Origin of the sequence: Archangium minus (assembly GCF_044360475.1) — a bacterium.
GTDB classification, from domain to species: Bacteria; Myxococcota; Myxococcia; order Myxococcales; family Myxococcaceae; genus Archangium; species Archangium minus.
In genome coordinates, this window is sequence record NZ_CP043494.1 from 9,305,160 (window position 1) to 9,323,257 (window position 18,098).

Annotated in this window: 15 protein-coding genes; 6 read left to right on the forward strand and 9 right to left on the reverse strand. The window is 68.5% G+C overall.

What is annotated here, in order from left to right; genetic code table 11:
- Positions 1-76 precede the first annotated feature (76 nt).
- Complete coding sequence (gene tuf, locus F0U60_RS37875; protein ID WP_395806929.1) at positions 77-1,255, forward strand: elongation factor Tu; 1,179 nt, start codon at positions 77-79, stop codon at positions 1,253-1,255.
- A gap of 60 nt (positions 1,256-1,315) precedes the next feature.
- Here the strand turns inward: tuf and F0U60_RS37880 are convergent, their stop codons facing one another.
- The 5 genes from F0U60_RS37880 to hpf form a co-directional block, all read right to left on the reverse strand.
- Complete coding sequence (locus tag F0U60_RS37880; RefSeq protein WP_395806930.1) at positions 1,316-4,171, reverse strand: tetratricopeptide repeat protein; 2,856 nt, start codon at positions 4,169-4,171, stop codon at positions 1,316-1,318.
- A 37-nt stretch (positions 4,172-4,208) separates the two neighbouring features.
- Complete coding sequence (locus tag F0U60_RS37885; RefSeq protein ID WP_395806931.1) at positions 4,209-5,279, reverse strand: hypothetical protein; 1,071 nt, start codon at positions 5,277-5,279, stop codon at positions 4,209-4,211.
- A gap of 187 nt (positions 5,280-5,466) precedes the next feature.
- Positions 5,467-6,363, reverse strand: a complete 897-nt coding sequence (locus tag F0U60_RS37890) for an NAD(P)-dependent oxidoreductase (RefSeq protein WP_395806932.1) — start codon at positions 6,361-6,363, stop codon at positions 5,467-5,469.
- Positions 6,364-6,471: 108 nt separating this feature from the next.
- Positions 6,472-8,421 (reverse strand): MXAN_5187 family protein, encoded by a 1,950-nt coding sequence (locus tag F0U60_RS37895; protein ID WP_395806933.1) that lies wholly within the window; start codon positions 8,419-8,421, stop codon positions 6,472-6,474.
- A gap of 126 nt (positions 8,422-8,547) precedes the next feature.
- Positions 8,548-8,892, reverse strand: a complete 345-nt coding sequence (hpf, locus tag F0U60_RS37900; RefSeq protein WP_395806935.1) for a ribosome hibernation-promoting factor, HPF/YfiA family — start codon at positions 8,890-8,892, stop codon at positions 8,548-8,550.
- Between the two features lie 151 nt (positions 8,893-9,043).
- Here hpf and F0U60_RS37905 point away from each other — a divergent pair, with 151 nt between their 5' ends.
- Both F0U60_RS37905 and F0U60_RS37910 read left to right on the forward strand, forming a co-directional pair.
- Positions 9,044-9,400: a response regulator gene (locus F0U60_RS37905; protein ID WP_395806937.1), complete on the forward strand. Its 357-nt coding sequence runs from the start codon at positions 9,044-9,046 to the stop codon at positions 9,398-9,400.
- A 60-nt stretch (positions 9,401-9,460) separates the two neighbouring features.
- On the forward strand, positions 9,461-9,904 hold the full coding sequence (locus F0U60_RS37910) for a hypothetical protein (RefSeq protein WP_395806939.1): 444 nt from the start codon (positions 9,461-9,463) through the stop codon (positions 9,902-9,904).
- Positions 9,905-9,982: 78 nt separating this feature from the next.
- On the opposite strand, the gene F0U60_RS37915 is transcribed toward F0U60_RS37910, so the two are convergent.
- On the reverse strand, positions 9,983-10,906 hold the full coding sequence (locus tag F0U60_RS37915; RefSeq protein ID WP_395806941.1) for an N-acetylmuramoyl-L-alanine amidase-like domain-containing protein: 924 nt from the start codon (positions 10,904-10,906) through the stop codon (positions 9,983-9,985).
- Positions 10,903-11,886, reverse strand: a complete 984-nt coding sequence (locus tag F0U60_RS37920; RefSeq protein ID WP_395806943.1) for a HEAT repeat domain-containing protein — start codon at positions 11,884-11,886, stop codon at positions 10,903-10,905. Before F0U60_RS37920 ends, F0U60_RS37915 begins: the two co-directional genes overlap by 4 nt.
- Positions 11,887-12,045: 159 nt before the next feature.
- On the opposite strand from F0U60_RS37920, the gene F0U60_RS37925 reads away from it, so the two are divergent.
- Positions 12,046-12,360: a DUF4398 domain-containing protein gene (locus F0U60_RS37925; RefSeq protein ID WP_395806945.1), complete on the forward strand. Its 315-nt coding sequence runs from the start codon at positions 12,046-12,048 to the stop codon at positions 12,358-12,360.
- Positions 12,361-12,378: 18 nt separating this feature from the next.
- Positions 12,379-13,890, forward strand: a complete 1,512-nt coding sequence (locus F0U60_RS37930) for a thrombospondin type 3 repeat-containing protein (protein WP_395806947.1) — start codon at positions 12,379-12,381, stop codon at positions 13,888-13,890.
- Positions 13,891-13,979: 89 nt separating this feature from the next.
- Here F0U60_RS37930 and F0U60_RS37935 read toward each other — a convergent pair whose 3' ends face one another.
- The gene (locus F0U60_RS37935) at positions 13,980-15,215 is read right to left on the reverse strand and encodes an alpha/beta fold hydrolase (RefSeq protein ID WP_395806949.1); all 1,236 of its coding nucleotides are present in this window, start codon (positions 15,213-15,215) and stop codon (positions 13,980-13,982) included.
- A gap of 49 nt (positions 15,216-15,264) precedes the next feature.
- Positions 15,265-16,584: a ferritin-like domain-containing protein gene (locus F0U60_RS37940; protein ID WP_395806951.1), complete on the reverse strand. Its 1,320-nt coding sequence runs from the start codon at positions 16,582-16,584 to the stop codon at positions 15,265-15,267.
- Positions 16,585-16,893: 309 nt separating this feature from the next.
- Here F0U60_RS37940 and F0U60_RS37945 point away from each other — a divergent pair, with 309 nt between their 5' ends.
- Positions 16,894-18,018, forward strand: coding sequence for a sugar ABC transporter substrate-binding protein (locus F0U60_RS37945; RefSeq protein ID WP_395806953.1), 1,125 nt, complete (start codon positions 16,894-16,896; stop codon positions 18,016-18,018).
- Positions 18,019-18,098: the final 80 nt, after the last annotated feature.

Consider the following 18,098-nt stretch of genomic DNA (forward strand, 5'->3'; position numbering starts at 1 on the left):
CCGCGTGGCTCGAGGGGTTTTTCTTTTTCCAGCGCCTTCAACCGGGCCGGCCCGGCCCACAACCAGGAGCACTCCCATGGGCACCACCAAGACGCACGTCAACGTTGGCACCATCGGCCACGTAGACCACGGAAAGACGACCCTCACCGCCGCCCTCACCCAGGTGATGGCCGCGCTGCATGGCGGCAAGGGTCTCGGCTACGACCAGATCGACAGCGCGCCGGAGGAGAAGGCTCGCGGCATCACCATCAACATCACCCACGTCGAGTACGAGTCGGCCACGCGTCACTACGCCCATATCGACTGTCCCGGTCACGCGGACTACGTGAAGAACATGATCACCGGCGCCTCGCAGATGGATGGCGCCATCCTGCTGGTGGACGGCTCGCAGGGGCCACAGCCGCAGACGCGTGAGCACATCCTCCTGGCCCGCCAGGTAGGCGTGGAGCGCATGGTCGTGTTCATCAACAAGGTGGACGTGGCGGACCCGGAGCTGCTCGGGCTGGTGGAGCTGGAGACGCAGGAGTTGCTGGCGGCTCACGGCTACACGGACGTGCCGATGGTGAAGGGCTCGGCCCTCAAGGCGCTCGAGGCCGTCACGGCCGGGCGCGTGCAGGACGAGGCCACCCGGTGCATCCGGGAGCTGGTGGACGCGCTCGACAGGCACATTCCGGATCCGGTGCGGGACTACACCTCGCCGTTCCTGATGCCCATCGAGGACGTCTTCACCATCTCGGGGCGAGGCACGGTGGTGACGGGCCGCATCCAGCGCGGGGTGCTCACGGCGGGGGCGGCGGTGGAGTTGGTGGGGGCGAGCGGCCCGGACACGCGGGAGGTGGTGGTCACCAGCATCGAGTCCTTCCACCGTCAGCAGGTGGAGGCTCGCGCGGGGGAGAACGTGGGGTTGCTGTTGCGCGGTCTCAAGCGTGAGGAGGTGGCTCGCGGCCAGGTGCTCTGCGCTCCGGGCTCCATCCACCCGCACAAGGCCGGGGAGGCCGAGCTGTACGTGCTCTCCGCCAACGAGGGGGGCCGCCACACGGCGTTCGGCACCGGGTACACGCCGCAGTTCTTCTTCGGGAGTACGGACGTGACGGGGACGATCGAGGTGATGGGCGAGGGGCTCGTGCAGCCAGGGGGCAGGGCCCAGGTGGGCTTCCGCCTGCTCCACCCCATTGGTGTGGAGCCCGGCATGCGCTTCGCCATCCGTGAGGGTGGGAAGACGATCGGCGCCGGGGTCGTCACCGCCGTGAAGTGACCTGAGGAGCGCCGCTTCCGGAGACGGAGGCGGCGCTCTTCCTCTTCCGGGGACACGCGCCTACGGGCGTGCGAGGCGCCCCGGGCCCTTCTTCCGCGTCTGGGCCGAGGCCTTGGCTCGCGAACGCGTCGGCTTCTCCTCGGGCACGGGATGGGACTGGACCCACGCGTCCACCTCGGCCACGCGCTCCTGCTTGCCCACCTGGGCGAAGCGCTCGCGAGCCTTGGCGGCCACGGTGTGGGCCTGGAGGGGATCCTTCCCTGCCTGCCAGAGCGCCCGCGCCAGCGCGAAGCCACTCTCCGCCAGCGGCTCCGGCTCCACGTCCTCGAAGGCGAGCGCCTTCTCCAGCGGAGCGATGGCCTCCTCCGCGCGGTTCGCCGCCAGCAACGCCTGGCCGATGCCATCGTACGAGAAGGACAGGTCCGGGCTGTCTGCCCCCAGGGCCGTCTCCTTCATCGCCAGCGCGGTCTCGAAGGTCTTCCGCGCCTCGTCGTAGCGCTTGAGGGCGATGAGGCTCATCCCCACGGCATCCAGCGCATCCGCCACGGCCGGGTGCTCCTCACCGAACGAGGCCTTCTGAATGGCCACCGCCGCCTGCGCGTGCTTCAACGACGGCTCCGGGCGCCCCAGCTCCCGGTTCGCCCAGGCGAGCATGGAGTGGCAGTCCGCCACCTGAGGATGGCCCTCGCCCAGGGTGGACTCCATCCGTCCGAGCGCCTCGGTCAGCAGCTCCAGCGCGCGCTCGCGCTCGTGCAGCATCAGGGCGGCCACCCCCAGGTTGTACGTCGTCTTCATCTGCCGGGGATCTTCCGGCGCCAGCACCTTCTGCTGCAGCTCGCGCGTCTTCTCGAAGTGGCGCTTGGCCTCGGCGTAGTTGCCCTGCCGCAGAGCCACGTTGCCCAGGTTGCCCTCGAGCTCGCTGGCCAGGCGCGTATCTCCCCCCAAGCGGCTCAGCACCGAGCCCGACAGCCGGGCCCACTGCTCCGCCTGCTCCTGGTGACCCTGAATGCCGCGGATGAACACCAACCGGTTGAGGGCCTCGACCTTCAGGCGATCCGCCCTCCCCGCCTCCGCGTCGTTGAGCGCCTGCTCCACCTGGGTTGCCCCGGCGTCGGGATCGCCCGTGAGCTGCTGGTACCACCCCAGGCTGGCGCGCAGCTCGGCCTGGAGCGGCAGGTAGCCGGTGCTCACCACCTTGGGCTCGAGCTCCTTGGCCCGGCGCAGCGCGTCCTTGTAGCGCCCGGCTCTGCCGAGCGCCTTTGCCTCGGACAGCTCCTTGCCGAGCTGCTCAATCTGTCCACGCACGGCCGGATCCGCCGGCAGGCCCACCTGGGTGGACAGCGAGACGATGTCCTGACACTCCTGAGGCGAGGGCAGGCCGTTGACCGCGTCCACCGAGCGCTCCATCAGCTTCCGATCCGCCTCCGTGAGCAGGTGGGTCAGCGCCTGGAAGTCCTGGCGGTGCCGCTCCAGGCACACCACCTGGAGCGACAGCAGCTCCTCGGTCTGCACGCCACGCACCCGCGTGGCCTCGCATGCCGCGGTGTGCTGGCGCACCCACTCGCCCGCGTACGCGTCGAGCGCCCGGCTTACGCTCTGGGCTAACTCCGGCGCAAAGGCGCGGCCCGTCGCCGAGAAGGCCGTCTCCACCTTGCGCCGCACGTCCAGGTTCCACACCTGGGCCATGAGCTGCTCCGACCCGGCGCACACCTGGCTCTGCTGATGAAACTGCACACCCGCGGCGGCAACTCCTGCGAGCACCAGGCCTGCCGTCACCACCAACCCCTGCCGCCTCGCCGCCCGCCGAGGCTCCTGTGACAGCGCCGCCAGCAGCTCCGTCATGGAGCCGAAGCGATCATCCGCGTGAAGCGACAGCCCCTTGAGCACCGCGCGCCGCACCCAGGCAGGCACCTTGGTGTTGGAGGGAGGCTCTTGGATGACGCCCTGCAGCTCCGTGCCCCCACGCACCCGAGAGGTCAGCGAGCGCGGAGCCGTGGTGTGGTCGCCCAGCATCTCGGCGGCCTTGGCCACCTGCGTGGGCTCGAAGGGGCGCTTGCGATAGAGCGCCCAGAAGAGCGCCGCGCAGAAGCTGAACTGGTCCGAGCGCGCGTCCGGCGTCTTCCCGAGGTATTGCTCGGGAGGCATGTAGTTGGGCGTTCCCACCACCACCCCGGCTTGGGTCACGGACGCGGCGACAGTGGGAATGCTCCCGGACATGGAGCCTGGCGACGGCGCCAGCGCGACGGTGGCAGCATCCTCCTCGGGGGAAGACACCAGCCGGGCCAGGCCGAAGTCCGTCACATAGACGCGCTCGCCCTTGCCGAGCAGCACGTTGGCCGGCTTGAAGTCGCGGTGCACCAGCCCCACCGCGTGCGCCGCCTCGAGCCCCCGGCCCGCCTGGAGGAACACCCGCAGGATGTCCCGCCACGAGTGCTCCTGCTTCATCCACTGGTGCAGCGTGGAGCCGGAGATGAACTCCATGGCGATGAAGACCTGCTCGCCGAACGTCCCCACGTCGTACACGGAGCACACGTTGGGGTGCGAGACACGCGCCATGGCCTGCGCCTCGCGCAGCAGCCGGGCCCGTCCGCCCTCCACATCGCTTGTCTCCAGGCGCAGGAGCTTGAGCGCCACCTTGCGATCCAGCTCTGGATCATAGGCGGCATACACCACGCCCATGCCGCCTTCGCCCACGGGCTTGAGGACGACGTAGCGATCGACGCGCGCGCCCCGGAGCAACTCACCCGACTGCGAGGCCTCACCGTCCATCGGATACGGAGTCCGGGCCTGCCTCGCACGCGGGCTCGCGGCGAGCGTGGCTTCCCGTACCGGCGGCGCGGGAGTCAGGGGTTGGGTCTCCTCCGTCTCCTCGTGCTGCTCGGAATCTCTACCTTCTGGGGGCCATGAGCGAGACATGGGGAGAACTCTAGACCGACTCGCTCACGGGGGCACGTCAGTCACCGTAGCCGTTGTACTTCACCTTCTGGCCGATGCCCGGCTGCTTGGCGAACTGCTCCGAGATCACCTCGTCGGCCCTCTTGTCCACGGGGTTGGCGCTCGTCTTGAGGTCCGAGTACAGCTCCTGTCCCAGCTCCTTCACCCCCAGGTCCTCGCTGTTCAGCAAGCCCAGCACGGACTGCGCGTAGCTCTCGGGAGCCGTCCCGGGGGTGACCTTCTGAGGCGCCTCGTTCACCGTCGGCACCTGGGGCTTGAAGTCGGAAGTGTCCTGCGGTTTGAGCTCGACGGGGGCCGGGGGCGTGTAGTCCTGGTAGCTGTCCGTCAGGTACGGCTTGAAGGTCGTGTCCTTCCCCGCCACCTTGCTCTCATCGGTCTTGAAGGGATCGGGGGTAACCGGGGCCTTGGCCTCCTTGACCTCCTTCGCGGACTTCTCCGCCGCCTTGGCGACGCCCTCATCGGCCGGCTTGATGGGGATGAGTACGCCTCCGGCACCCGGCGCGTGATTGACGGCCGAGCGCAACTGCTGCGCGGTCGCCGAGTAGGTGCCCTTGAGCGGGTCCTTGATGATGTAGTTGCCCTTCTTGTCCTTGCCGTCGATGAGGACGTAGTGCGGGTCGTACTTGCCGGTGCTCTCGTTGCGCACGCCCACCTGGGCGACGACCTTGTCACCCTTGGCCAGGAGCGAATCCAGCCGGTTGTCCGTGTAGCGCCCGGTGATGACCTTGCCGTCGACCTTGGCCCCCACTTCCTTCAGCATGGAGGTCATGTCCGCGGCGGTGGTGCCCTTGCTCGACGTGCGATCCCGCGACAGGTCGTTGATGAGGTCCGCGTCCGTTTGGTCCTGCCTCGTCCCCAGCGCGCGCGCCACCGTCGCGGCCACCGCTCCCGCGCAGTTGTAGACGCCGTTGCGGTAGGTCTCGGGAGTGGCGCCCTCCGGATTGAGCTGATCGACGACCTTGGCGTCCTTCCAGCGAACCTTCTGGATTTCTTCCGTCAGTGCCTTCCGGAAGGCCTCGATCGCAAGAGGGGAAAGGGTGTTGTTCGCCCTGTTGATGTTCGACCCCATGGCTCTCTCCCACCAGCTGAGCCATCCCGGTCCGGCGATTCGGGGGAAGACCGGAAGGATGGCGAAATTCGGTTCTCAGGATCATTGTCGCCCAAAACGGCCAAAAGTTGCGCGAAAAAGGCGTGGCTTCCTTACCTTCATGCAGTTTCAGGCGATTTTTCTTGTTTCTCGGAAATCGAGCGGCGGATCACCCCCTTGACTTCTCGTCGAGGCCCGCCCGTTCCGCCGCCAGCGCCCCGAGGGCCGACCAATCGATATCGCCCTTCCCTCGGGCCACGCCCTCGAGGAAGTGGTCGCGCAGGAGACTGGCCAGCGGCATCGGCACCGACAGGGAGTCGCCGGCCTGCAGCGCCAGCTTCACGTCCTTGAGCCCCAGCCGCAGCTTGAAGCCCGCCGGCACGTACTGCTCCTGGGCGATCAACGTCGCGTAGCGCTCGAAGATGGGCGAGCGCGCGAACACGGACTGGAACACCTCCAGGAACACCTTCGGCTCGATGCCGGACTTGCGCGTGAGCGCGAACGACTCGCCGAGCGCCTCCATCATCGAGGCGATCAGGAAGTTGCCCGATAGCTTCACCACGTTCGCCGCGGACGCCTTCTCCCCTAGCACCGTGAGCCCGCGCCCGAGCGCCTCCAGCAAGGGACGGCATCGCTCCACATCGGCCCGCGCACCCGCGGCCAGTACCCAGAGCTGCTTCGCCTCCGCCGCATCTGGCCTGCCGAACACCGGCGCCGACACGTACCCCTGCCCGGCCTTCGCATGCGCCTCGGCCAGACGCTCCGAGAGCGCCACGGAGATGGTGCTCGACGAGACGTGGATGGCACCCTGCCCCAGCCCGGCCAGCAGACCCGACCCACCAAAGACAACCTCCTCCACCGCGGGGTCATCCGCGAGCATGGAGAAGACGAGCTCCGCCCCGCGCGCCGCATCCGCGGGCGAGTCCGCGACCCGAGCGCCCTGCTGGCGCAGCGTCTCCGCCTTCTCTCGCGTGCGGTTGAAGACCGCGAGCTCATGCCCCGCCGCGCGCAGGTTCCTCGCCATGGCGTGGCCCATGTTCCCCAGACCGATGAAGCCAACCTTCATGTGCTTCCTCCTCGAGAGCGAGGCGCCAGAGCTAACAGGAAAAAGCACGAGGGCCCCAGGTCTTGGAGACCTGGAGCCCTCTGGACGACAGTGTCCGTGTCGCGCGCGTCAGTCCTTGACGGGCGTGGCCTTGAGGGCGGCCTTGCCCTCCTTCACGTAGACCTGGAAGCGCACCGTCTTGCAGGCGTACTTCTGGACGAGCTGCTCCTTGTTCTTGCGCAGCTTGGCCACGAACTTGTCGTACGTCAGGCCGTCGTTGGGCTCACCGCACTGATCCCGCGTGGCTACAAACTCGCGGAAGACCTCCTGGAAGTGGCTCTCCTCGGACAGGACGCCCTGCATCTGCGTGCCCATGACAGGCGTAGGCGCGGAGGAGGGAGCGGCCACGCCCGGGTGACCCGGCGCCGGGAGCGGGACCTCGGCCGTGTTGGGACGGGCCGAGCGCGCGAGCAACTCCTGAGGGATCGCGGCCACGCGCGTCGTCTCGGGAGCCGGCTCCGCACCGAAGCCCGAGGGCGGGAGGCCCGCCTGCGCGGCGGCGGCGGCGAAGGGATCCGCCGCCTGCTTCAGCGAGTAGGCCGCCGTCGGCTGATCCTCGAAGGCGAACGCGCCGCGCGGCGCCGCCGTGGCCACACCGACGCTCGAGTCGGACGAGGGGAAGGGGAAGGAATCCCCCGCCGAGGCCCGCCCGGCGAACGGATCCTTGCCCGGAACCGTGGGCGACCCATACGGGTCCGCGCCCGGAGCCGGAGGCGGCGGGAACGGGAAGGCATCTCCGCCCGAAGCCGGAGGCGCCGCGAACGAGTCCACGCCCGGCACCGGAGGCGGCGGGAACGGGAAGTCAGAGTCCGGAACAGCCCGCGTGGGAGCGGGAGACGCCGGGAAGGGGAAGTCATCCGGGCTGGGGACGGGCGGCTCCTGCACGGGCGCCACGGGCAGCGGCGCCGCGGCCACGGGAGCGGGCGCCGGGGCCTCGGCCTCCTCCTCGCCCTTCTTGCCCTTCTTCTTCTTGTCCTTCTTCTCCTTCGCGGGCGCCTGGGCCGGAGCGGCACCGCGGCTCGAGCCCATCACCAGCGTCCACACCAGGGAGAAGCCCAGCAGGCACATCAACCCGAAGAGGGCGATCTGCTGGTAGTCCGCCAGCGCCGTCATGAAGGGCAGCAGGCTGACCACGGCCACAACCTCGAGGCCCCCCTCGAGCGCCCGGCGCGAGCCCACCGCGAGCGGAGCATCGCCACCCCGAGTGTCATCGAGGTGGGTGAGCACGGGCAGCTTCACCTGCGGCACCTGGGGGAGCCACCCGCGCACGCTGCCACGCTGCACCACGCGGCCGGACTGGCCCGCGGACAGCTTCTTGAGGCCCTCGTCGGCGAGCTTCGGAGCCGAGCCGGCGGTACCCAGCACCTTGTCACCCTTCACCAGCGCGAGCGCGGCAACGCCGGACGACAGGGCCGCGGACTGCAGCACCTTGTCCTCCACCAGGGGGGCGCCCACCACGAGGGTCGCCACCACCTGCGGGCGCCCACCCTCCGCACTCCACAACACCGGCACGGAGTAGAAGACATGGGGCGCGTCGAAGGCGTCCACCACCACCCCCTCGTTCCCCGCCTCCTTCAACGCCTTCACGTCGACCTGCTCGTCCGAGGCGGGCTCTCCGTCGGCGCGCGCGTACAGCGAGCCCTCGTTCGTGGCGAGCGCGAGGATGAGCGAGCCCTTGAGGGACTCGGGCACCAACTCCTTCGCGGCGGAGCGCAGGCCGGAGAAGCGCTGGCCCGTGGGCGGCTCCACGATGCGGAGGCCCTTGCCCTTGGGCAGCACCACCACCTCGGGGTGGACGGCGGCGGCCACATCGGGGCTGGCCGCCAGCTTCAGCGCCACGCCCTGCACGGCGAGCCGCCGCGCCACCAGGGAGCGAGCCACCTCGGAGATGGCCGCCGTGGCGGGCGCGGATGCTCCCTCCGTGGCCCGGACACTCAGCGGTCCGGAAACCAGGGGGAGATGAGCCAAGCCCAGTCCGAGGACCAGGAGCGCGAAGAGGAAGAACTTGAAGCGGACCATCGCCGACCTTTAGCCCGGGGTGAAGGGTCCCGCTTATAGCGTCCACCGCTCGGGGCCAGCAAGAATCGGACGAGGTCCGCCCGGGAGCCCGGACACCAGGCAAGGGGTCCGGGCTCTGCTTACGTGCTAGAAGCGCACATCGTCGGGAAGACCCTGGCTGCTCGCCTCCCGCCGCTTCTCCACTGTGCGCTTGATGGTCTTCTCGAGACGATCACGCATCGCGTCGATCGCCTGGAACATGGTCTCCGCCGTCTCCGTGATGTGAATGCCCGCGAAGCCAGGCATCCGCACGGTCACCCGACACTCCTGGTCCACGCCCCCCTTGGTTCCGTTGATGTCCACCAAGGCGATCTCGATCTCGCTCGCCTCGTCGTCGATGTACTTGCGGATGGGCTCCACCAGATGCTCGTTGGCGTAATCCCGAAGCGAATCCGTCAAATCCAGGTGGACTCCTCGCAGCAACACCTTCATGGCGTCACCTCCCTTGGTCCCTCAAAATGGACAGCCCGGTGACATTCGGTGAGCGGTCATCGCGCATGCCGCCTCGTTCGCTTGCCTGCCAAGGGACGGAGTGCACGGCCGGCGCGGACGTTTTGTCGTCGCTCCCGGGTTGCCCACTCGCATGGGAGAGCGAATCAAGGTGCTGCTGGTCGAGGATGATGGCGATAGCCGTGAGCTCCTCGCGGAGCTGCTCGAGCTCGACTTTGACGTCATTACGGCAGCGGACGGCGTCTCGGGGCTACAGGCCTTCGAGGCAGACCACCCGGATGTGGTGGTCACGGACGAGTCACTGCCCGGAATGTGCGGCACGGCACTCGCACAGGAAGTGAAGCACCGACAGCCCAAGGCAGGCGTCATCCTCGTGTCCGGCTATACGAACGTGGATTCCAGCAGCTGTGACGTGGTGCTCCGCAAGCCCATTGATGTCGAACGGCTGTCAGCCGCTGTGGGGAGCCTGGGGGAAGCAGCCAAGCACTGAAGCAGGGACGTGCTAACTTCGTGCTCGGTTGCCAGGGTGTTGTTCCTGGAGGGAGGCACGATGAAGTACTGCATGCAGTGCGGTTCCGAATACCAGGATGGGGTGAAGGAGTGCGCGGACTGTCCTGGCAGCACGCTGGTCGACGCGGAGACCATGCGCCAGCGCAACGTCGCCCCACCCGGAGAGGGAGACACCCGCAAGTTCGTCCGAGCGGCCACCGCGGATGATCCGTTCACCGCGGAGGACTACGCCCGCCTGCTTCAACTCGAGCGTATCCCCGTGTTCATCCGGCCGCGTCGCACCGGCACCGTGGATGTACTCACCACCGGCACCCTGGAGCCCTGGTGGGAGATCATGGTGGGCGAGGAGTTCCTGGAGCGCGCCACCCAGCTGCTGGCCCGGGAGAAGGCGGAGTTAGACGCCACCGCCGAGGAGGCCGCCCGCGCCGCCGAGGAGGAGGAGCGAGAGACGGAGGGCAGCGCCCCACCGTCCAGCTCCCTCTAATTCACCACGAGAGCACCGCCCCCCAGGCCTCCGCCGGGGGGCTTTCTCGGATGCCTGGGCAGCATGCAGGCAAGCTGGCTACGGGGAGCGCACGAGCTCGCCACCGCTCGAATCGGGCTGGTGCGGCTCGTAGAGGCTCACGCCGGAGACTCTCCACTTGTCGTACTTCGCGTTGCGCGCGAGGAACGTCTCCAGGTCCTCGTCCACCACCCGGCCGTTACCGTCCGCACCGCGCCGCGCATGGCGCAACCAGGTGCGCTTGCCCTTCTGCACCACGAAGCCCAGGTGCGTCACCCGGGTGGCCTTCAGCGGCAGATCTTCCCGCAGCACCACGAGGATGGTGCCCGAGGGCACCTGACGCGCGTGCTCCAGCACCCGATCCAACGGAATCATGTCGAGGCTGTAGGTACCCCGCGGCTGATGCGCCTTGGGCAACCCCAGCGCCAACGAGGAGCGCGACGTCCAGGTGAGCGCGGTGAGCGTCTTCTGCACGCGCACCGTGTCCGCGCCGCCATAGCGCCGCGTCACGTCCACCAGGAAGCCCTTGCGCTGGTTGTTGGGCAACCACTGGGCCTCCATCAGGTGGTTGCGATCCTCATAGGTGGGAGTGCTCGCGTAGCGCAGGCGCTCGAGGATCCCCGGCACCTCCGTCTCCGAGTGGGCCATGCTCATGGCCAGCGCCTGCTCCACGAAGGTGAGGCAGTCCACCGCGTCCAGCCGGAAGGTCGGGTCCGGATCCACCCCACTCCCCTCCCCGAGCGGAGAGTGGACGTAAGGCGTCCCCAGGAAGCGCTCACTCACGCGCAGAAGCCGATCCGTCAGCGGAAGCGCCGCCGCTCCGGTGATGAAGGCGGCGCGCTCCTGCGGGCTGAGCGAGGCCCACACCACCACCGGCTCCGTAACCTTGTTGCGCACGGGCGTGCGGGGCTTGACCACGGCCGGAGAGGCCCCCAGTGCGGGCGTGTGAGCGAGCAGCGTGGAGATCAGGGCGAAGGCCTTCATTGCACCATCCCTGCCTTCCGGAGGATGGCCTTGCGCTCGTCGTCCGCGAGGTGGAGCGTCTCCAGCTCCTTCTCGTAGGTGAGCTTCTCCTCGCCCTTGGCGTTCCACGAGGCGAGCACCAGCCACGACATCATCGTCTTGTCGCCCCCCTGGTAGAGGACGCGGGCCGCGCCGGCCGCGAGCGTCCTGTCCTTGTCCTCCAGCAGCGGCCGGAGCGCGGCCTGGGACTGCTTCACGGGCACCCCTTCGTAGAGGGCCAGGCCCTGGCGACGCACCAGCTTGTCCTCCGAGGCCAGCAGCTTCCGCGCGAAGGCGAAGCCCTCGGGAGCGCCCAGCAGGCACAGCCCGCGGGCGGCGGCGAAGCGGGTGCTCTCCGAGCTGTCGTCGAGGAAGGCCTTCAGCGCCGGCGCCTGCTTCTTGTCACCCGAGGCCCCCACCGCCTCCAGCAGCATGACGCGCGTCTGGGGATCCGACTCGGTGCGCGCCGTGCTCAGGAGCGCCTTGCCCACCTTGGGGTTGTGGGTGGCACCCAGGGCGCGCGCCACCTCCCGGCGGACCCCGAGCGACTTGTCCTCCAACAGCGGCAGCAGCACGTCAACCCGCTGGCTGCGCAGCTTGCCCAGGCCCTGGACGGCGTACATGCGCACTGGGCCGTCCTCGTGCCCGCTCAGCCGCAGAAGGGTGGGCTCGGCCGCGCGCGTCTCCAACCCGGCCAGCACCGCCGTCACGTCCCGCAGCCTCCGGGGCTCCAAAATCCTGGGGAGCTCGTCAATGAGGAGCCCCGCCGCGAAGGCCTCCTCACGCAGGATGCGCAGGCGAGAGGTGGCGGTGGGCACCGGGAGGCTCCCGTTCAGGACCTCCTGGACGAGCCCACGCGTCTCCGCCTGGCGCGCCACGCGCTTCTGGGCGGAGGGGGGGGCGGCCACGGCCGGAAGGGTCAGTGCGAGGACGAGTAGCAGGCAGGCGGGCAGGTTGCGCACGGCCGGCCACGATGACAAGGCCCGAGCAGGGCTGTCAAAACCTCGGCCAGGCCCGCTCCCTCCCTCGGAGCTGTACGACTGCCCGATTCTTGACCCTCTCCGACGTGATTGATACGACCGGGCCTAGTGTCTTCCAGCCCTTATCCCGAGGCCCCTTCCATGAAGCGACTCCTGGTTTTGGTGGCTGCGGCGGGAGCCCTCGCCGGATGCGGCCCCGTGAAGTCCACCTCGCACCTGCTGGACGCCGAAGTACAGATTCAGGCGGCTCGCACCGCCGGCGCCCCGAAGCTGGCCCCTTACGAGTGGACCGCAGCCAACCTCTACATCCACAAGGCCCGGGAGGAGGTCAGCTACTCCGACTACCAGGCCGGCGTGGACTTCGCCGAGAAGGCCGCACGCTTCGCCGCCGAGGCCCGTGAAAAGGCCATGGCCAACGCCAACGGCGACGATACCTCCCCCAGCCCCAACCCCTGACGCGAGAGCCCCCTACCGATGCGACGTCTCTTCGCCTCCTCGTTGCTCCTGCTCTCCGCCGCCTGTGTGAGCGGGAACAAGGTCCGCGCGGACTCCGAGGTCATCCAGGCCGACATTGAGCGCGCCCGCCGCAGTGGCGCCATGCGCTGTGCCCCGGTGGAGCTCGCCACCGCCGAGGCCAACCTCGACTTCGCCCGCGGCGAGCTCAGCCAGGGCACCAGCTACCGTGCCTCCGTGCACATCCGCTCCGCCGAGACCGCCATCAAGAAGGCGCTGGAGCTCTCCAAGAGCTGCGCGCCCCAGAAGGTCCTGGTCAAGGACAAGCCGGACACGCCCACCACGGATCCCAGCCAGCAGGCCCAGGTGGAGATCACCCCCAAGTCGCCCCAGCAGGTCGTGGTGCAGATCGAGGAGCGGGACTCCGACGGGGACGGCATCTTCGACAAGGATGACCCCTGCCCGGACCGCGCGGAGGATCGCGATGGCTTCGAGGACTCGGACGGCTGCCCCGAGACGGACAACGACAAGGACGGGGTGCTGGACGGCAACGACAAGTGCCCGCTGACGCCCGGCCCGCTCTCCAACCAGGGCTGCCCCGAGGATGCCCCCGGGGACAGCGACGGGGACGGCGTCACCGACAACGTGGACAAGTGCCGCGACCAGCCCGAGGACAAGGACGGCTTCCAGGATGAGGACGGCTGCCCGGATCCGGACAACGACCAGGACGGCCTCGTCGACACCGCGGACAAGTGCCCCGACGCCCCCGGCGCCATCCAGAACCTGGGCTGCCCCCGCACCGACAAGGACGGGGACGGTGTCGAGGACTCGCAGGACAAGTGCCCGGGTGAGCCCGAGGACAAGGACGGCTTCCAGGACGAGGACGGCTGCCCGGACCTCGATAATGACGGCGATGGCATCCCGGATGGCCTGGATCGCTGCCCGCTGAAGGCCGGCCCGTTGGAGAACGGTGGCTGCGCCGACGAGGACAAGGACGGCGACGGCCTGGCGGACCGCATGGACGTGTGCCCGGATCAGGCCGGCCCGAAGGAGATGCGTGGCTGCCCGGATCCCGACACGGACCAGGACGGCATCCCGGATCGCGTGGACGTGTGCCCGGAAGAGCCCGGCGTGAAGGACGAGCGCGGGTGCGCCAAGAAGTACAAGATGGTCGTCGTCAAGAAGCAGAAGATCGAGATCAAGAAGCAGATCAAGTTCGCGGCTGGCTCCTCGAAGATCATCGGCAAGGAGAGCTTCACCATCCTCGACGACGTGGCGCAGGTGATGCGCGACATGCCCAACATCAAGAAGCTCCGCATCGAGGGCCACACGGACTCGCTGGGCAAGGATCTGACGAACCTGAAGCTGTCGCAGTCGCGGGCGGATGCGGTGATGGCGCAGCTCATCAAGCGCGGCATCGATCCGGGCCGCATGGAGGCCATCGGCTACGGTGAGGAGAAGCCGATCGCCACCAACGGGACGGCGAAGGGACGCGCGGAGAACCGCCGCACCGAGTTCAACATCGCCGAGTAGTCATCCCCTCCTCCTCCCGGAGGGGACAAGGAGAGGGTGCCGCGAGCCACCGTGCCGCGAGCACCCTCTTCCTTTTTGGAGGGTGCGGACTACTTCACCGTGGACGCCAGCTTGCGTGACACCCGCTCGAGGTTCTGCTGGAAGGCGGGGTTCGCCTTACCAGCCTGGGTACCGAGCTCGAGGGCACGCTTGTAGCTGTCTCGAGCCGCCTCCAGCTGGCCCGCGGACTCCAGCGCCTCTCCCAGGCTGTCATGGACGTTGGCCGAGCCACCGTGCCACTCCACGTTGCGCCGGAAGACGGAGATGGCGGCATCGGTCTTCCCCCGCCTGAGCAGCTGGTACCCCATGAAATTGAGGGCGTCCTCGGGCGGGTGGACCTCGAAACCGAGCCGCTTCGACATCCGGGTGTAGCTCGCCTCCACCTTCTTCAAATCACCCACGCGCGCCATCGCCTCGGTGAGCCGCATGTCCGCGAAGAGCGTCTCCAGTCCGTCGTAGAGCGTCCGGTGGGGCGTGCTGACGTGCTGTTCGTTCTTGAGGAAGGAGTAGTGCCACGCCAGCCGCGCCGGACGGGCCTGCTCGAGCGTCCGCGCGAGCTGCTGGATGGGCTTCAGCATGCCGTCCCCCTCGTCCCCCATGCTCATGTAGAGGAAGCGCTCCTGCGGAGGTAGGCGCTCGAGGGCCTTCACCGCGCCACGCACGAGCCCGCCATCGTTCCACCACAGGCTCGGGCTGATGGCGATGTACGCGTGGAAGCTGCGCGGGTGGTTCATCAAGGTGTGCAGGGCGAAGAGCCCACCGAGCGAGTGGCCCACGAGGATGCGGTAGGGGCGCGTGCGGTAGCGAGCCTCGATGTGGGGGGCCAGCTCTTCCTCCAGGAAGCGCAGGAACCTCTCCGCGCCTCCGGCGGTGGGGAACATCTCCGCGGCGCTCTGCGTGGAGTCGTCCCCGGGCATCCGGAAGTCGCCCTGCACCGGCGGGGTGAAATCCCTCAGGCGGGCCGTGTTCGACACCCCCACCACGATCATCCGGGGGATGTGCGAGTTCCCCGCGAGAAACTGCACGACGCCGGTGGCGTGGTGGAAGTGCGCATCGCCATCCAGGAGGTAGAGGACGGGATAGCGTTCGGAAGAGCTCTCGTACCCAGGCGGCAGGTAGACGAGGAAGCCGCGTTCCTCTTCGAGGAGTTTGGAGTGCAGGGTGTACTTCGCCCCGAGGGTGATGGGGACGCCCTCCTCAGGAGAGGCGGCGTCCGCGCGACAGGGTACGGACATCACCGGAGCGAGGATGAGCGCTGCGCTCATCACCCGGAAGAATCGGCGCATGAGGGAATCCGTTGGATGGGGAATCGAGCGCCGACGCTACCACGAGGCCTCAGGCCCAAAGCTCTCGCGCGAGCGAGTCCACCAGGGACGCGGCGACCTCCGGCGTGGGCATACCGGCCTCCGTGACGAGTGCGGCGTCCAGTGGCACGGCCACCTCTTCGCGCAGCGTCGCGATGGCCTCACGCTGAGCCTCGCGCAGGGCCTCGCGCTCGGAGGCGGGGAGCTGCTCCCGTGCCCAGCGATCGATGGCCCAGGACAGCTCGGCGTGCCGGGTCTCGTCCTCGGCGATGCGTGCCATGACCCCGCGCACCTCCGCGTCACGCGCGTGAAGCGCCTGGTGGTGCGCCACCAAAGCCCCGAACGTCTCGCGCACGCAACCCTCCACGGCGTTGTCCAGCGCCACCTCGCGGAGCGAGCGCAGCGGCAGCGTCTCGACCTCGGGCCGCCGAGGCGTCGCGCCGAAGCGGCGGGCGAGCCGCGTGCTGACGTCCGTGTGCACCACCTCCTCCAGTGCGCTCACCAGCGCCGCGTCCTGCAGGGCGACGTCCGCCCCATGCAGTGCGAGCTCCTCGCGCAGCCGCAGGAAGGCATTGATGGAGGCCGCCTCCAGGTGCGCGGCCTGCGCGAAGTGACGACCCAGCGCGTCCTCGCAGATGACCCGGCCCGCGACCCGCAGCCCCACGGGCCGCCGGCCGATGGCGCAACCCGGATTGCCCCGCTCGACAACGTCGCTGCGCTCCTCCCTCACCTCGCCGGACGCGGACACCTCCAGGACGAAGCGCGTCACCTCGGTATTGGCCCCGCAGGCGAATCCCTTGGTGCCGACCACGCTGAAGCTGCCATCGGCATTCGCTCGCACCGCGCCACGCTGCAGGTTGTCACAGCTCAGGTTGTAGCCTTCCGCGAAGGCGAGCAGCGCCGCCTCCTGCTTCGTGTCGATGGGGCCCAGGAAGCTCTTGAGCGCCTCCAGCGTCGTGAGGGCCTTCACCTCATCGCCTCGCGTCGTGGCGAGATAGAACTCGGTACACACCTCCGTGCAGGAGGCACGAAAGCCCTGCTCCGAGGTCAGGGCACTCAGGGCCGACTCGCAAGCCGCCCGGTTGGAGGCCGTCGCGCAAGCGGTACCCGAGGAAGTCGTCGCCGACTCTTCTCTGAGGTCGTTGCCCGGGTACGAGACGACGCGCCGCAGCTGCACGAAGTCCACCTGCTGCGCGGGTGACAGTCCGCTCACCGCGAGCGACCCGCCCTCACAAACAGGCGCGGAGTAATCCGACAGGTCCAGGTGCCCACATCCAGCGAGCACCAACGGCGAAGCGAGCGACGCCCGCAGGGCTCGAGAGAAGACACGGCGAAGCAGAGGCGATTCCATGAGGGGCTCCGTGGAAATGAGGAGCAGCCCCATGGAGCAACTCGGATGCCATGGACCCCCTGCCCGGTGTTCCGAGAGACGGACTCCGAAAGCACGCGCCCACGGTGCCCTGTCGAACTCAGAAACCTGAGGGCCCAAACGCAAATCAGCGTGACGCATCCCGCCAAAGTCAGGGACAGAAGTTTGCAGCGAAGTTGCACCCCTCGGTGCCGCAGGGATGCGGAGAAACTTGTCGCATCGCCAGGGAGAATCACAGGATGCGCCCCGGTCCCATGAAGGGATCTTCTCATCGGAGAAGGACGGGTGGACATGCATTCATCGACGTCTCGTATTCGCACCGTGGGAGTGCTCACCGCGCTGATGTTCCTCGCACCGGCCTGTAAGCGTGACAACCCGGAGGCGAAGGGAACTGCCACCCCGGCCGAGGGAAAGGCCGCCTCCGGCGGGAAGATCGCCCTGCTGCTGCCGGAATCGAAGACCGCGCGCTATGAGACCCATGACCGGCCGCACTTCGAGCGCAAGGTCAAGGAGCTGTGTCCGGACTGCCAGATTCTCTATAGCAACGCGGACCAGGACGCCTCGAAGCAGCAGAACCAGGCCGAGGCGGCGCTGACCAACGGCGCCCAGGTTCTCGTGTTGGATCCGGTGGACTCGGCCTCCTCAGCCGCCATCGTGGCGCGCGCCAAACAGGCCAAGGTGCCGGTCCTCAGCTACGAGCGCCTCATCCTCAACGCGGACGTGGACTACTACATCTCCTTCGACAACGAGCAGGTGGGCAAGCTCCAGGGCCAGGCGCTGGTCGACAAGCTGAAGGCGGATGGCAAGGGCACTGGCACCATCGTGATGATCCACGGCTCGCCCACCGACAACAACGCGAAGCTCTACAAGTCCGGCTCGCACAGCGTGATTGATGGCAGCGGCCTGAAGGTGGGCGTCGAGTACGACACCCCGGACTGGAGCCCGGACAAGGCGCAGCAGCAGATGGAGCAGGCGATCACCCGGCTCGGCAAGGACACGATCGCTGGCGTGTACGCGGCCAACGACGGCACGGCCAGCGGGGCCATTTCGGCCATGAAGGCCGCCGGCATCAACCCGCTGCCGCCTGTCACGGGCCAGGACGCGGAGCTGGCCGCCATCCAGCGCATCCTCGCTGGCGAGCAGTACATGACCGTCTACAAGGCCATCAAAAAGGAGGGAGAGATCGCCGCCGAGGTCGCGGTGGCACTGATGCGCGGGGGCCAGCCGCCCGCGGGCCGAGTGAACGGCAAGGTGAACAATGGCACCAAGGACGTGCCGTCCATCCTCCTGCCTGCCCAGATCGTGACAAAGGACAACATCAAGAGCACCGTCATCGCGGACGGGTTCTGGACGACCGCGCAGATCTGCGAGGGTGCCTACGCAAGCGCCTGCGCGACGGCGCAGCTCCAGCCCTGAGGCGAACTCCCCTCTCCCTTCGGGAGAGGGACGGGGTGAGGGTGCCAGGATCCCGGGTTGAACCCCGTGTCCACACTGAG

Excerpts from the sequence above, each read along its gene's own strand:
- hpf (WP_395806935.1), bottom strand. The coding sequence starts at position 8,892 with ATGAAGGTGTTGCTGCGAGGAGTCCACCTGGATTTGACGGATTCGCTT.
- F0U60_RS37945 (WP_395806953.1), top strand. The coding sequence starts at position 16,894 with ATGCATTCATCGACGTCTCGTATTCGCACCGTGGGAGTGCTCACCGCG.
- tuf (WP_395806929.1), top strand. The coding sequence starts at position 77 with ATGGGCACCACCAAGACGCACGTCAACGTTGGCACCATCGGCCACGTA.
- F0U60_RS37940 (WP_395806951.1), bottom strand. The coding sequence starts at position 16,584 with ATGGAATCGCCTCTGCTTCGCCGTGTCTTCTCTCGAGCCCTGCGGGCG.
- F0U60_RS37910 (WP_395806939.1), top strand. The coding sequence starts at position 9,461 with ATGAAGTACTGCATGCAGTGCGGTTCCGAATACCAGGATGGGGTGAAG.
- F0U60_RS37880 (WP_395806930.1), bottom strand. The coding sequence starts at position 4,171 with ATGTCTCGCTCATGGCCCCCAGAAGGTAGAGATTCCGAGCAGCACGAG.
- F0U60_RS37905 (WP_395806937.1), top strand. The coding sequence starts at position 9,044 with ATGGGAGAGCGAATCAAGGTGCTGCTGGTCGAGGATGATGGCGATAGC.
- F0U60_RS37925 (WP_395806945.1), top strand. The coding sequence starts at position 12,046 with ATGAAGCGACTCCTGGTTTTGGTGGCTGCGGCGGGAGCCCTCGCCGGA.
- F0U60_RS37895 (WP_395806933.1), bottom strand. The coding sequence starts at position 8,421 with ATGGTCCGCTTCAAGTTCTTCCTCTTCGCGCTCCTGGTCCTCGGACTG.
- F0U60_RS37890 (WP_395806932.1), bottom strand. The coding sequence starts at position 6,363 with ATGAAGGTTGGCTTCATCGGTCTGGGGAACATGGGCCACGCCATGGCG.
- F0U60_RS37935 (WP_395806949.1), bottom strand. The coding sequence starts at position 15,215 with ATGCGCCGATTCTTCCGGGTGATGAGCGCAGCGCTCATCCTCGCTCCG.
- F0U60_RS37885 (WP_395806931.1), bottom strand. The coding sequence starts at position 5,279 with ATGGGGTCGAACATCAACAGGGCGAACAACACCCTTTCCCCTCTTGCG.
- F0U60_RS37915 (WP_395806941.1), bottom strand. The coding sequence starts at position 10,906 with ATGAAGGCCTTCGCCCTGATCTCCACGCTGCTCGCTCACACGCCCGCA.
- F0U60_RS37930 (WP_395806947.1), top strand. The coding sequence starts at position 12,379 with ATGCGACGTCTCTTCGCCTCCTCGTTGCTCCTGCTCTCCGCCGCCTGT.